Source organism: Candidatus Dadabacteria bacterium, assembly GCA_026705445.1.
In the GTDB taxonomy this organism is placed as follows: Bacteria; Desulfobacterota_D; UBA1144; order Nemesobacterales; family Nemesobacteraceae; genus Nemesobacter.
The window spans coordinates 1-13845 of sequence record JAPPAR010000012.1 but is presented as its reverse complement, the minus strand read 5'-3'; the positions used below and the strand labels follow the sequence as shown (position 1 = coordinate 13845).

General features: G+C 50.9%; 10 protein-coding genes and 1 pseudogene. 6 read left to right on the top strand and 5 right to left on the bottom strand.

Features of this window, described 5'->3' with window-relative positions:
• Positions 1 to 75: 75 nt before the first annotated feature.
• Positions 76 to 921 (top strand): Fic family protein, encoded by an 846-nt coding sequence (locus OXG75_02760; protein MCY3624911.1) that lies wholly within the window; start codon positions 76 to 78, stop codon positions 919 to 921.
• Between the two features lie 180 nt (positions 922 to 1101).
• The gene (gene npdG / locus OXG75_02755) at positions 1102 to 1761 is read left to right on the top strand and encodes an NADPH-dependent F420 reductase (protein MCY3624910.1); all 660 of its coding nucleotides are present in this window, start codon (positions 1102 to 1104) and stop codon (positions 1759 to 1761) included.
• Between the two features lie 4 nt (positions 1762 to 1765).
• On the opposite strand, the pseudogene OXG75_02750 reads toward npdG, so the two are convergent.
• Positions 1766 to 2185: pseudogene (locus OXG75_02750) on the bottom strand (secondary thiamine-phosphate synthase enzyme YjbQ).
• A gap of 7 nt (positions 2186 to 2192) precedes the next feature.
• A complete protein-coding gene (locus tag OXG75_02745; protein ID MCY3624909.1) occupies positions 2193 to 3167 on the bottom strand; it encodes a hypothetical protein in 975 nt (324 codons plus the stop codon).
• Positions 3168 to 3547: 380 nt separating this feature from the next.
• Between OXG75_02745 and OXG75_02740 the strand changes: the two genes are divergently transcribed.
• The gene (locus OXG75_02740; GenBank protein MCY3624908.1) at positions 3548 to 4633 is read left to right on the top strand and encodes a cache domain-containing protein; all 1086 of its coding nucleotides are present in this window, start codon (positions 3548 to 3550) and stop codon (positions 4631 to 4633) included.
• Positions 4634 to 4758: 125 nt separating this feature from the next.
• Here OXG75_02740 and OXG75_02735 read toward each other — a convergent pair whose 3' ends face one another.
• On the bottom strand, positions 4759 to 5178 hold the full coding sequence (locus OXG75_02735) for an Hsp20/alpha crystallin family protein (protein ID MCY3624907.1): 420 nt from the start codon (positions 5176 to 5178) through the stop codon (positions 4759 to 4761).
• A 156-nt stretch (positions 5179 to 5334) separates the two neighbouring features.
• Between OXG75_02735 and OXG75_02730 the strand changes: the two genes are divergently transcribed.
• Positions 5335 to 7023 (top strand): thiamine pyrophosphate-binding protein, encoded by a 1689-nt coding sequence (locus OXG75_02730; GenBank protein ID MCY3624906.1) that lies wholly within the window; start codon positions 5335 to 5337, stop codon positions 7021 to 7023.
• A 25-nt stretch (positions 7024 to 7048) separates the two neighbouring features.
• Here OXG75_02730 and lepA read toward each other — a convergent pair whose 3' ends face one another.
• Positions 7049 to 8845 carry a translation elongation factor 4 gene (lepA, locus tag OXG75_02725; protein MCY3624905.1) on the bottom strand — a complete coding sequence of 599 codons (1797 nt, stop codon included), beginning with the start codon at positions 8843 to 8845 and terminating at the stop codon, positions 7049 to 7051.
• Between the two features lie 231 nt (positions 8846 to 9076).
• Here lepA and OXG75_02720 point away from each other — a divergent pair, with 231 nt between their 5' ends.
• Positions 9077 to 11617 (top strand): TonB-dependent receptor, encoded by a 2541-nt coding sequence (locus tag OXG75_02720; protein MCY3624904.1) that lies wholly within the window; start codon positions 9077 to 9079, stop codon positions 11615 to 11617.
• Positions 11618 to 11691: 74 nt separating this feature from the next.
• Here the strand turns inward: OXG75_02720 and OXG75_02715 are convergent, their stop codons facing one another.
• Positions 11692 to 13086, bottom strand: coding sequence for an aldehyde dehydrogenase family protein (locus OXG75_02715; protein ID MCY3624903.1), 1395 nt, complete (start codon positions 13084 to 13086; stop codon positions 11692 to 11694).
• 224 nt (positions 13087 to 13310) lie between these two features.
• Here OXG75_02715 and msrB point away from each other — a divergent pair, with 224 nt between their 5' ends.
• The gene (gene msrB, locus OXG75_02710) at positions 13311 to 13697 is read left to right on the top strand and encodes a peptide-methionine (R)-S-oxide reductase MsrB (protein MCY3624902.1); all 387 of its coding nucleotides are present in this window, start codon (positions 13311 to 13313) and stop codon (positions 13695 to 13697) included.
• Positions 13698 to 13845 lie beyond the last annotated feature (148 nt).

The window sequence follows — 13845 nt, the reverse complement described above, 5'->3', positions numbered from 1 at the left end:
CTTTATTATAACACAAACAACGGCCTTTTCTATACCTTACCGTGAGAAATCCGGGCTAGGGACAGAAGCGAAGAGATGATTCTTAATAACTATAGGGCAATGGAATCAATCAGAGAGTTGAAAAATGAGCCCTTGACTCAAGAACTAGTGTTCAATATCCATGAGATTATAACCAGAGGGACTCTTGATGAACCAACCGCGGCCGTACGGTTTCGCAAGGAGTCCGAGGACATAAATGTTTATTGGAGCGAGGAAGAGGACACCTTAGTGCATGTGCCCCCACCTGCGTCGGAGCTTCCTTGGAGAATGAAAAAAATGTGTGAATTTGCCAACGGTGAGGACGGTGGTGGATTCATACATCCCGTGATTCGGTCTATAATTCTTCATTTCTGGTTAGCATATGACCATCCGTTTTTTGACGGCAATGGCAGAACGGCCCGGGCATTGTTTTACTGGTCCATGCTCCACCATGGGTACTGGCTGTTTGAGTTCATATCAATATCTGAAATAATTCTCAAGGGTAAAACGCAATACGTTAAGGCGTTTTTATATACGGAAACCGACGGAAACGACCTTAATTATTTCATCATTTACCATCTTCGCGTGATACGAAGAGCTATAAGGACTCTGCATGATTACATAGATAGAAGAACTGGTGAATTAAAAGAGCTTGAATTGCAGATTAAATCTCTAGCTTTACTCAATCACAGGCAGAGAGATCTGGTTGGCAGTGCTCTCAAGCATCCTAACCGTGACTATACGGTTAGGGGTCATCAGACGGTTCATAATGTTGTATATCAGACGTCCCGGACGGATCTGCTTGAACTGGTGGAACTGGGTCTTTTTGAGAAACGAAAACGTAGGAGATCATGGATTTTTAAGCCGGTGGCAGACCTGGAGGAAGCACTTGGAAATCTCTGATCGGCCCTGTTTTTTTTGAAAGGAATTTGTAAACTGGGATTGTTGCTTGGAATGCGCCGGGATTTTGTCAACTCATCGGTTTTATCAGCGGGGAGAACCTCTTTAGGGGCTTGAAAAACACTCCGCAGGCATATACGATAGAAGTTCTGTAAAATTTTTGACGCAAGGAGAGATCAAAAAATGAAAATTTCACTTCTAGGTGGAACGGGAGACATAGCGGAAGGTCTGGTACTGCGGTGGTCAAGAGCGGGACATGAGATCTACATAGGTTCCAGAAGCGAGGAAAAAGCACTTGGCATAGCGGCTGGCCACGCGGAAACGCTTGAAGGGCTCGGAATCGAATCGAACATACACGGTATGGCGAACGCAGACGCCGCGGCGTCTTCCGAGGTAATAATAATAAGCATTCCTCCCGAGTACGCGGCGGCCACTGTAGCGGGATGCGGCGACAGCATCACGGATCAGATAGTCGTAACCCCGGTAGTCTCGATGAAGAGGGAAGGCAAGACTTTTCTGTTCGACCCTCCCGCCCAGGGTTCTTCGGCTCTTGAGATAAAGGACGCGCTTCCCGAAACGGCGAGGCTAGTGTCCGCTTATCACAATCTTCCCGCAAACGAACTTGCCAAAATAGACGAGAACCTTGATTACGACGTGGTCATATGCGGGGATGACGAGGGAGCTAAAGAGGTGATCAAGAACCTTACCGAGGAAATGAAGAATCTTAGGGTGCTTGACGCGGGTCCGCTCGAGATCTCCTCGATGATAGAGTCGCTTACGCCTCTTATCGTTAACCTTAACGTAAGGTACAAGCCCTCGCATTTTTCAGTCAAGTTCGTCTGAGGCGTCATTCTCCGATAATCTGGATGATTACCCTTCTTGTTCTGGGGCGATTATCGAAGTCAACGAGCACTATCTGCTGCTAGGTGCCGAGCAACGGACCGCTTTCTGAGAACGGAACCGTAAGCGAGGGGCCGAGCACCGACGCTCTCACGTGCGAGTGACCGTTCCCGTCGCCCCATCTGGCGTTGTGCGCGTAGTGCATGGCCTCCGGCGCCATTCTCTCAAACGCGTCTTTCAGGTCGGAGAGCACTCCGCTTTCATACTCTATAGTAGTGACCCCGCAGGTCGAGCCGGCGACAAAGACCGTGGCCGTTCCCGAGGATAATTCCGCCTTGGAGAGCTCGCGGTTCACGTGAGGAGTTATGTCTAGTATGTCGCAGTCGCCCTCGGTGCTTATCGTGAATGATTTCGTTTCAACCGGCATCTTGTCCTCAGAAAAGTTCCAGCTGGCGCGGCTTTTTAAACGCCGTTATGTTCCACCCATCCTTCTCAAGCCCCTCTGTGAAACTGTCGCCAAAGTTCCCCCTTATGATTACGTTCTCGGGCCTTGAAACGCCAAGATATTCTGAGATCTCGTCGTATCCAAAGTGGTTGCTTAATGGGAACGCCACCTCGGCCCGCAGAGCCGACCTAACAAACATTCCGTTTTCCATTGAGCGGCCGCTTATAACCGCAACCTTCTTTCTTTGAAGGTTCTTGACGACCGCGGAGTCTCTGTAGGAAAGGGGGGCTATTAGGACTTTGTTTTTAAAATGCTTTCTTTTTATCCCTCCGTAGGGCGGAATTTTTATCCCAAGTTCCTCATAGAGCCTTAGAGTCTTAGCCATCGCTGGATGAAGGCTCATCTCGATGTCTCTTTCCCCGAGGAAGATTATAAGGTCCTGCGCTTTTCCCATGGGGTTTACCAGGATTACCGGTACACTGTCTTCAAACAGCGTCCTGTTTACGAATTCGAATATGGATTCCATTACTACTTCGGGCGGCGGGAAAATGAACTTCGGCGCTCCGTATGCGCAATTTACGACTAGCGTGTGGCATCTTCTGAGTTCCGCGTAACCGGCGGTGACGGTATTCTTAAGCTTGAAGCCGCCCGCGTAAACGATTCTTTTTCCGTCTTTTTCAATGACTACCTGCGCTGCCCCGAGCATCTGTCCCGATGGGATGAGCTCAATCGAGTAGCTGCCCAGAGTGAAAGGTTTTCCGTAAGGGGAGGAAAGAACTGCTGAGCCCTTAATTTTTTTCCCTAGGAGCTTTATCGTTTCGGGCGTAGCTATGATTTTTTCGCTTCGGGGAAGCTTGTTGAAATTTGCGCTTGTGACAAAAGAAAGCGGCACGGCCCGTTTCGAGTCGAAATATATATCGGTACCGGAAAGCTTGATTTCAGAGCTAGAACTGATCTCCAGCATTACGGAAGGAAATCTACTTTAGTTTTTCCTTCATAACAAGCGATTCGTCCCGGCCTCGCCGACTTCCTGAATCAGGTGCTTGGCGGTGGATGATGAAATGTTCGGCCTGCAGACATCTTGGGACAAAAAGACGGCCGAGGTCGCCGGTTTTCCCGGTCGTTATATGGCTTGTTCAATCGGAAAGATTTTTTGTTGCGCAGAGACTTGCGTGTCGGATTATGGAGGTTCTGGCACAGGGGGATTTGCCCCAATCCTCCCTCAAAAATGCTTGACAGGGCTGTTGTTTTCTTGTTTTAATCTAAAAACTAATGCTACTAGTAACCTGGCGAGAACCGGCGTTCTTCAGGATTTTAACTAAACGAAGCAATAGGGAGGATATAATGAGAATTTTAATGCGAAATACTGTTTTTAAGACCGTAGTACTTGCGGGTCTTTTTTTGTGCGTGATGGTGGGGGGGGGTGCTTTCCTTGGTATTACGAATTCAGCGCACGCTACTCACAATGAAGGTTTTATACACGCTGAGGATGTTGGTACCGACCAAGAAAAGCTTGAACAATTTGTAAAGGATGCGATTGACGCCTATTACATAGATTTTATCTTCAGGCAATGCGAGTTTCCCGAGAATATTTCTTCGCTTATTACTGCTTCTGGTATTGATTTTGAGACCGCGCCTGTTGATCAGATAAAAGACTCTATTCCGCTATTGACTCTTTTGCCTCCTGCTGTAGCAGGTGATCTACTAACGAACATAGGACAATATTGCGACTATTCAAAACCCTTCAGCGAGGTATTTAGGTCACAGGGCGCACAAGCCGGGGAGTGGGAATCGGGTTCCATATACCTTTTTGTTATGGATAATGAAGGAGATGATCAGGGGGAACTGCTTTTTCACGGGAATGATGAAACCCTTGAGGGCGATGTTCTGCAAGCTTTTGATGCGGGTGGAAGAAATGTCGCAAAGTTAATTGTTGACACCGCTAAAGGAGATGCTGAGAAGGGTGGCTTTGTTGATTATTGCTGGAATGATCCCGCTACTGAAGATGACAACGTAGGTGGTAATGACCCTGCAATAGCCCCAGGTGATTCATGGAAGAAGGTCTATGTTGTGAATCCTTTCAAGCTCCTAGGTGCCCCGGAACCTGCTGGTTTTTCAGACGTTATTTTCGGTTCTGGAATCTATCCGAAAACGGGTACCCCGCCGACTGGATGCAAGATATATGGCGGCATGGAAGAGCCCATGGAAGAGATGGAAGAACCCATAGAGGAATCCATGGATGAGCCTGGGGAAATGGAAATGCCGACAGACACTGTTGATAGCGTTAGTGGGGGGGGGTGTGCGATTGCATCTGGAAGCGAAAGTACGCCTCAGAGCACTGCGTTTAATCTGCTGCTGCTGTCTGCCCTGTTTCTTGCCGTATCGTTCAGAAGGCGCGTGACGGGCAAGCGGAACGGTGTTCAGTTTTAGTTCCAAAGTGTTTCTTGGCCGAGGAACTGCAGCCTTGGGAACGGTTTTCCGACTCAGGCGGACTGGTGTTTTAGCGAAGACGAGTAAAGGGGGAGCGTCGTTTGGCGCCCCCCCCCTTTTTTTTGTCAGTTGACTTCTATTTTCTTTGAGGGCTCGTCCTGTTTTCTCGGCAGGGTGAGGCGCAGGATGCCGTCTTTGTAATCGGCCTTTATGTTTTCCCTGTCTATGTTGTCGTCAAGAAAAAAGCTTCTCTCAAACAGTCCGTAGGATCTCTCGACCCTGAGATATCCTTCCTTCTCGGTTTTGTCCTCAAGCTTTTTTTCTCCCTTTATCGTAAGCCGGTTGTCCTTTACGTCTATGTCAAGGTCTTCCCTGCTTACCCCGGGCAATTCCGCCGATAAAACGAAATTGTTTCCGTCGTCAAAAATATCAACTCTCGGACTCCGCCCACTCTCCGCCGCATCGGAATCAAAAACCCTTGGGAAGGCGCTTGCGAAATTCCGAAAGACGTTGGCCGGCTCCAATAGATTCACTGCGTATTTCATTGTCTTTACCTCCGTTTAAATAAATTTTTTGTCCCTGTTTCTCTTTCCGCAATTCCATATTAATCATCATCCGGGGGCACTCAAGAATTTTTTTTGTTTCCCCCAGGTTGTATTTCCCTCCAAATAATGGTTTGTTTGATTAAGGGAGAATCACTCATGGCGAGACTGCAGGGCGGATATCTGGTTTCCAAGGCTCTTTACGACTTGGGAGTGAGAGACATCTTTACCCTCGGAGGGGGACACATAAACCCTGTCTACAGGGCCTGTACGGATCTTGGCATAAGGCTTGTCGACACCCATCATGAGCAGGGAGCCGCAATGGCGGCGGATGCCTACGGAAGACTCAGGAGAGTGCCTGGGATATGCCTTGTGACGGCGGGTCCCGGACTTACGAACGCCCTCACGGGGGTATCGGGTTCTTACCTTGCCAATTCTCCCATGATGCTGATTTCGGGACGTTCGGGGATCGAGGAGAACGACAGGATGTCCCTTCAGGAAATAGACCAGGAAGCAATCGTAAGGCCCGTTACGAAGTGGGCGAGAACGGTTTACGAAGTCGGAAGACTCGAGGAGTACGTCTCGGCCGCCTACGGGGCCGCGATCTCTGCCAGGCCGGGTCCTGCGTACCTTGGAATGTCCTACGAGGTTCTTTACCCCAGTTGCGATGAAAAGGAGACTTCACCCGCAAGGGCTCCCGTTCCGGATACCGACTGCGAACCGCCCGAGCACAAGATCTCGGAATTTTTCCGGTTGCTTTCTGACTCGAAAAGACCCGTTGTGATTGTCGGAAGCGGCGGCTGGTACTCGGGTACAGAGCAAAGCATTTTGGAATTCGCGGAAAGACTTGGAGCGCCTTTTTTCACTCTTAACATGGGAAGAGGTATCCTACCGGACAACCACAAATGCTGCTTCGGGGCGGCATCACCTGCAAGTCCCGGGGGATTCAGGGAGATAAGCGCAAACGCGGATCTTGTGATTCTTCTCGGCATAAGGCTCAGCATCTACGCCGGGTTCGGAAACACAATAAACCCCGAGGCCAAAACGGTCCAAGTGGATATCCATCCCGAGGAGATCGGGAGAAACCGCCCGGCCGATCTCGGGGTAGTCTGCGATCTCGATTCTTTTCTCGCGAAGGCGAATCTTTACGCCCGCGAAAACAAGGGAAGCTTCGATTTTCGTTCCTGGATGAAGGATGCCCGTTCCTCAAGGTCCCGCGCCCGCGCGGCGTTTCGCCGGACCGTTTCCAAATCGAAGGGAATCCACCCGGCCACGGTAGCAAAAACTGTTTCGGATTACTTGGGGGGAGGGGGGGTAATCGCGGTTGACGGCGGAGACTGCCAGTCATGGACAGACCTTTCATCCGAAGTAAGAACCCCTGGGCATTACCTTAAGGGAGGCCCGCTTGGATGCATGGGCGTCGGAGTGCCTTTCGCCCTCGGGGCAAAGGTCGCTTTTCCCGAAAAGCCCGTGGCGCTCGTGACCGGAGATGGAGCCGTGGCCATGAATTTCATGGAGATGGAAACCGCGGTGAGGCACTCTATCCCGTTTGTGGTTGTGGTCTGCAACGATTCCGCGTGGGGAATGACCAAGCATCAGATAGAGATAACCTATCCTGACGCGGGGGTGACCCAGGGAGTGGACCTCGGTTTTGTCGATTTTCACGAAATAATAAAAGCGATGGGCGGGTACGGGGAGAAGATAGAGGACATAAAAGACCTGACCCCAGGCTTGGAAAGGGCTTTTTCCTCGGGACTCCCTTCAGTGATCAACGTGAGAACCGACCCTGACGCGGTAAGCGGCGCGACGCGGGTGATCACGGAGATGATGATGAGGGCGATGGACTGAAGTTTCCTTTCGAGGGGCTTTGCAGTCAGTCGTTTTTAAGCACGGCCAGAAAAGCTTCCTGCGGTATCTCCACCCTTCCTACCTGCTTCATCCTCTTTTTTCCCTCTTTCTGTTTTTCAAGAAGTTTTCTTTTCCTGGTGACGTCTCCCCCGTAGCACTTTGAAGTAACGTCCTTTCTCATCGCCTTCACGGATTCGCGGGCTATCACCCTGCTTCCGATTGCGGCCTGTATGGCTACCTCGTAGAGCTGGCGGGGTATAAGCGACCGGAGTTTTCCTATAAGTCCTCTCCCCCTCTCGTAGGCCTTGTCCTTGTGGGAGATTATCGAGAGCGCATCGACTATGTTTCCGTTAACCAGGATATCGAGCTTTATGAGGTCTGAGTCCTTGTATCCGGCGGGTTCGTAATCCATCGAGGCGTAGCCCTTGGTGACGGATTTTAGATTGTCGTAAAAATCGTAGACTATTTCCGCGAGGGGAAGTTCGTATTCGATTATGGCCCTGTTTTCGGTCACGTAGCTCAGGTTCCTCTGTATGCCCCTTCTTTTCTCGCAGAGCTCGAATATCTGCCCCAGGTAATCCGAAGGGGTGTGAACGGAGACGTACACGTAAGGTTCCTGGAGCCGGGCCGAGCGGTCGCCGGTCGGAAGCTCGCTGGGATTGTCGACGTACACCTCCCTTCCTCCCGGATAGGCGGCCTTGTAAATGACGGTCGGCGCGGTAGTTATGAGGTTTACCTCGAATTCCCTCTCCACCCTCTCCCGCACGATTTCCATATGAAGCAACCCGAGGAAGCCGCAGCGGAAACCGAACCCAAGCGCCAAGGACGTCTCGGGCTCGTAAACAAGTGACGAGTCATTGAGCTTGAGCTTCTCGAGCCCTTCCTTGAGCCTGTCGTAATCTCCCGTGTCTATGGGGTAGAGCCCGCTGAAGACCATGGGCTTTATGACCTTGAATCCCTCGAGGGGGTTTTCGGTGGCGGAATCGGCATCCGTTATCGTGTCACCGACTCCAGCTTCTCCGATTTCCTTTATGGAGGCGGTTATGAATCCGACCTGCCCCGTCGTGAGCTGCTCAAGTTCCTCTGCCTGCGGAGCAAACGCACCTATCTTCCGCACCTCGTATTTTTTGCCGGTTGCCATGAGCTTGATTCTCATGCCAAGCCTTACCGTTCCCTCGTATATCCTCACCAGCATCACGACGCCCTGGTATGAGTCGAACCAGCTGTCGAATATGAGCGCTTTGAGCCTCGAGTCCTCGGGGCTCTTAGGCGGCGGTACGAGCGCCACGATCGATTCCAGTATCTCCTTCGTGCCGGTTCCGTCCTTGGCGCTTGCCAAAACGGCGTCCTCGGTGGAGATTCCGACTATATCCTCTATTTCTTTTTTCACTCTCTCGGGTTCGGCGGAAGGCAGGTCTATCTTGTTTATGACGGGTATCATCTCAAGCCCTGAATCAGCGGCCAGGTAAGCGTGGGCAAGCGTCTGGGCCTCAACTCCCTGGGAGGCGTCAACCACAAGCAGTGCTCCCTCGCACGCTATGAGGCTCCGCGAAACCTCGTAGCTGAAATCGACGTGCCCGGGGGTGTCTATCAGGTTGAACTCATAGGTTCTGCCGTCATCGGCTTTGTACTTCAGCCTTACCGCCTGGGCCTTTATGGTTATTCCCCTCTCCCTTTCTATTTCCATGTTGTCGAGGAACTGCTCGGTTTTCTCGCGTTCGCTGAGAGTGCCCGTGAACTCAAGAAGCCTGTCGGCAAGAGTTGATTTGCCGTGATCGACGTGAGCTATTATGGAGAAATTTCGAATTAGGTCCGTTTCCATGATCAGGCTGAAAGTATAAAGCAATGTCTTTATGTTTCAAACGGCGTGAAGGTCCATGTGCCTGAATGAAACCTGATCGTCCGCACTTGCTCCGCGGTGGTTTTTCTTAGGATTTGCAAGGAACTGTCATTACTTCTAAATTTTCCGTTTTCCTGAAATATTACGGTTTAAACTATGCTGTGTTCTGTGTTATAATCAAAAATCTGCATTATTAAGTTATGGAGGATTAAGATGAGAAAAGGAATCATTGCGGGGCTTGCCGCGTTGCTCGTCTCAGGTTTGCTAAGTCCCTTGACGCACGCCTTTGAACTCGAAAAGCTCGTAGTGCTCGGAAGCCGTTTTGAGGAACGCAGCGTTTCAGACTCCCCCGTTCCCGTTGACGTCATAACCGAAGAGGAGATCGTCGCGACGGGCCAGACCGAGGTAGGAAGGATTATTCAGGAGCTCATACCGTCTTTTAATTTCTCGAGCTCGACCATAAGCGACGGAACAGACTCTCTTCGTCCCGCCACGCTTCGGGGCCTTGGGCCTGATCAGGTTCTGGTGCTTGTTAACGGAAAGCGCCGCCACAAAAGCGCTCTGATACACGTAAACACCTCCGTGGGTCGCGGTACCGCTGGTGTTGACATGAACACGATTCCCGTAAGTGCCATAAAGAGAATCGAGGTGCTGAGGGACGGTGCTTCAGCGCAGTACGGTTCAGATGCTATATCCGGTGTTATAAACATAGTCCTTAAGGACGGCTACGACGGCAAGATAACGGCGACTGCCGGACAGCTTTACGAAGGAGACGGAGAAACTCTTGTGGCGAGCATAAACAAGGGTTTTTCGCTTGGTGGGGAAAGCGTCGTTAATGCGACCCTTGAAGTAAGGGACAGAAGTAAATCCAACAGGGCCGGGGTAATGGGAGATATCCAGTATCCGGGCAGTGAATGTCTTGATGCGGATGGAAATGCGGCCCCGTGCGGAAGCCTGAGTGGTCCCCGGACGCTTTCAGCCAACAGTGTAAACGATCCCGAGCGCGTTTTTGACAGGGACAGGTTCAGAGTGGGTGACGCAGATTCCACGCACGTAAGCTTCGTGCTCAACATGAGAGCGCCGGTGGACCTGATGGACGGTGAGATTTACAGCTTCTTTGACCTGTCGAAGAGGGAAAACGAGAGCGGAGGTTTTTACAGAAGGGCGAATCAGCTTGACAGAAACCCTGCCGGATCAGCTTATCCGGATGGTTTTCTTCCTCTTATCAACACCAGCATAAATGATATCGCGTTCGGTGCGGGTTTCGAGGGAAACCTTACCGACAGCGTTGAAATGGACGCGAGTTATGTAGTGGGTGGAAACTCTTTCTCCTTTGAGATCACTGATTCCCATAACGCCTCATGGGTCAGGTGTCATACCGGTGAAGCGGAGCAATGTCTCTCCGATGCGGATTACACCGGTTCAATTCCACTGTCCGCCGATGCGGGAGAGCTGAAGCTTCTTCAGCATACACTGAATCTTGATTTCACGGCTCCCTTTACGTTTGGAAATCTCGCCTGGGGAGGTGAGTACAGAAGGGAGGAATATGAGATAGAAGCCGGCGAACGGTATTCATACGAAGACTACGATGGTCCTGGAGGCAGAGGGTCTCCCGGAATACAGGTATTTCCAGGCTTCAAACCTAGCAATGAGCTCTCGGAAGCGAGGGATGCTTTTTCCGCTTACGCCGACGCAGAGGTTGACGTAGGGGAGATGTTGCTTTTAAGTCCTGCAGTGCGCTACGAGAACTACAGCGATTTCGGAAACACCTTTAACGGAAAGCTCTCCGCCCGAGCCGGACTTTCCGATTCATTTGCCCTTAGGGGTTCCGCGAGCACGGGTTTTAGGGCTCCTTCCATGCAGCAGATTTATTTCAACAACGTCTCGACACAGTTCAATCTTAATGAGCAGACAGGAGAATTTGACGCGTTTGAAGTGGGCACTTTCCGCAATGACAGTGATCTTGCGAGGATGATAGGAGTTCCGGAGCTTAAAGAAGAAACTTCAAGGAATTTCAGCGCCGGTTTCGTGTTTAATCCGCTTCCCGCTTTCACAATTACAACCGATTTCTATTACATACTGATTGACGATCGTATTATCCTGAGCGGAAGGATTAGCGAGGGCAATGAAGCCATTCCTCAATCGGTAAGGGATAGCGTAGGGGCGCAGCAGGGCCAGTTCTTCATGAACGCTGCGGACACTACGACCAAGGGAGTGGATGTGGTCGCGAGTTATGATCATTCCTTTTCCGACAATTCTACTTTAACACTCGTTTTTGCCGGAACTGTAAACGAAACCGAGATCACGGACGTGAATCTTCCGCTCGGCCTTCCCGAAGAGCTTTTTACGGAGCAGGACCGTTCGATTATAGAAGAATGGCAGCCTAAGGACCGGTTCTCCCTTTCCGGGTCTTATTCAAAAGGATTCGCATCCCTGCTGGTTGCTGTTCACCGTTACGGAGAATATACGGTTGTTGACGGCGGAAAAAGCCAGACTTATGGCGCAAAGTACATTACCGATGCAAATCTTAGTCTAGAACTGGGCAAAGTCGGCACGCTTAAAGTTGGGGCCAACAACCTTTTTGATGTAAAGCCGGACAAAAACGAAATCGGCCAGTCAAGGGGCGGTAAAATATATGATCACGATGGGTCTCTTATAGTCGATTCTCCGGGAGTTTTCACCTACTCACGGCGCTCGGCACCTTTCGGATTTAACGGCGGTTATTACTACCTGGCTTACGAGTACAGCTTCTAGCCTCTATTGACGCAACGATATTATTTTCCTGCCGGGATGAATTTGTCCCGGCAGGAACTTTTCCCAAAATCCTCTTATACCGCGGATGACCTTATTACCATAAGTTTTTCGTGGGTCATCTCGCGCATCGTGTACGGAATACCCCCCGTTCCGATTCCCGAGTGCCCGGCCCCACGAAAAGGCATCCAGTCGACCCGAAATGCGGTGTGATCGTTTACAAGCACCGAAGCCGCCTTTAACTCCTTCACGGCTTCAAGTGCGGTATCGATGTTCTTGGTGAATACTGACGCCTGAAACGAGTAGGGGAGACTGTTTGCCAGTTCTATGGCCTCGTCCATTTTCTCGTACGAGTAAACGGCTATGACGGGTCCGAAAATCTCCTCGCGCGAGAGCCTGCAGTTCTGGCTCGGGTTAAGGATTACAGTGGGTTCGTAGCAGGTTTTCCCTATTCTACCGCCTCCGCAAAGAAGCTCCCCGTCTTTTCTCAAAGCCTCTTTTACCCAGCTGTGAACTCTTGTGACCTCCTTCGGGCTTATGAGGGGACCTATATGCGTTTCTTCGCTCATCGGGTCTCCGACTTTTGTCTCAAGGGCGAGTTTTTTAAGTCCTCTGGCGACTTTTTTCACTACCGAGCTCTGTGCGAAAACCCTTTGCACGGAAACGCAGACCTGGCCCGCGTGGTAGAAGCCGCCTTTTGCAAGAAGGGGAAGCATGTCGTCTATGTCGGCGTCACGCTCTACTATCACGGGAGCCGCGCCTCCGTGCTCAAGAGCGCATCTTGTTCCCGGCGCGAGTCTTGATCTCAAATGCCATCCCACTTTGGCGGAGCCGATGAATGTGAGGTAGTTGACCCTTCTGTCGGTGGCCAGCGCTTCGGCGAGCGTATCGTCCACTATAACCGCGCGGGCCCATTTTTCCGGAAGACCGCTCTCGTAGAGAGCTTCAAGCAGGTTAAGGCAGGAAAGGGGAGTATTAAGCGCGGGTTTTATGATTACCGGGCAGCCGACGGCCACCGCGGGTATCACCTGGTGAACGGCGAGGTTAAAAGGGTGATTGAAGGCCGAGATGGCCACCACAACCCCTATAGGTTCCCTGAGAGTAAATGCCATCCTGTTAAGGGAAGCGGCGTTTGAGCCCATGGGTATTTCCTCTCCCCCGAGATTGGAGAGGGACTCGGTTGCCACCTTTATTCCGTTTACGGCCCTCGTAATCTCGGCTCTTGTGTCAATGAGAGGTTTTCCTCCCTCTGCTGCTGCGTCCGCTACGATGCGGTCGTAGTTTCTCTCGACAAACTCTCTGGTCCGCTCGAGGATCTCTATTCTTTGCGGAATGGGAATTCTCTCTGACGGCCTATCGGCAAGAGCCCTTGCCTCGGAAAGCGCTTTTTGCATCTCCCTTTTGCTTGTCACGGGAATTTTTCTTATGAGTTTTTCGTCGTAGGCCCCAAGAACCCCAAGTGTTTTCGGCATGCTTTCTCCCTCCTCCTCCCTTCGGTGTAGATTTTGCTTTTTTAGATACCTGATTTTAAGGCACTTTACATGCCGACAGGGGGTGTTTATATTGAAAAATAGAGGTCGGTTTCATGATTATACGCGGAATTTCCCTGATTGTTTTTGCGGTTGCGGTTCTTGTTATTTGGCCCCTTCTGCCCGCAGGTGGCGAGCAAGCTGAAAAACCCCTGCCCGAGGGAGTCATGGGACTTACCGCGGAGCAGTGGAGAGAGAAGCTTTCTTCACTTGAGTACAAAGTTCTCTGGAAAAAAGGCACGGAAGCTCCTTTTTCGGGAGACCTGCTTTATAACAAGAAAAAGGGGACCTATGTCACCGCCGGCTGCGGACAGCCTGTTTTTTCCTCCGAGCACAAATACGATTCAAAAACCGGATGGCCGAGTTTCTGGAGGCCCATAAGTGAGGACGCAGTGAGGATAGTTCCCGATAACTCCTTCGGGCTCAGGCGCTATGAGGTAGTATCAAGTAAATGCGGGGAACACTTGGGACATGTTTTCAAAGATGGTCCTCCTCCGACGGGACTTCGGTACTGCATAAACTCGGTCGCTTTGGATTTTATTCCTTCCCAGTAACGCCGTTTTGCCTCGAGTTGCGGGTGTAATTTAGCTTGACATTGAATGCGCACCTGTGATAAAAGCATAATTAACGGTCCCTGTCTTGGGACCAGGAACGGTTATGATCTCATACAGGAGGTATGGTTAGTATGGTTCCAATAGAAGC

Excerpts from the sequence above, each read along its gene's own strand:
- OXG75_02760 (MCY3624911.1), top strand. The coding sequence starts at position 76 with ATGATTCTTAATAACTATAGGGCAATGGAATCAATCAGAGAGTTGAAA.
- npdG (MCY3624910.1), top strand. The coding sequence starts at position 1,102 with ATGAAAATTTCACTTCTAGGTGGAACGGGAGACATAGCGGAAGGTCTG.
- OXG75_02745 (MCY3624909.1), bottom strand. The coding sequence starts at position 3,167 with ATGCTGGAGATCAGTTCTAGCTCTGAAATCAAGCTTTCCGGTACCGAT.
- OXG75_02740 (MCY3624908.1), top strand. The coding sequence starts at position 3,548 with ATGAGAATTTTAATGCGAAATACTGTTTTTAAGACCGTAGTACTTGCG.
- OXG75_02735 (MCY3624907.1), bottom strand. The coding sequence starts at position 5,178 with ATGAAATACGCAGTGAATCTATTGGAGCCGGCCAACGTCTTTCGGAAT.
- OXG75_02730 (MCY3624906.1), top strand. The coding sequence starts at position 5,335 with ATGGCGAGACTGCAGGGCGGATATCTGGTTTCCAAGGCTCTTTACGAC.
- lepA (MCY3624905.1), bottom strand. The coding sequence starts at position 8,845 with ATGGAAACGGACCTAATTCGAAATTTCTCCATAATAGCTCACGTCGAT.
- OXG75_02720 (MCY3624904.1), top strand. The coding sequence starts at position 9,077 with ATGAGAAAAGGAATCATTGCGGGGCTTGCCGCGTTGCTCGTCTCAGGT.
- OXG75_02715 (MCY3624903.1), bottom strand. The coding sequence starts at position 13,086 with ATGCCGAAAACACTTGGGGTTCTTGGGGCCTACGACGAAAAACTCATA.
- msrB (MCY3624902.1), top strand. The coding sequence starts at position 13,311 with ATGGGACTTACCGCGGAGCAGTGGAGAGAGAAGCTTTCTTCACTTGAG.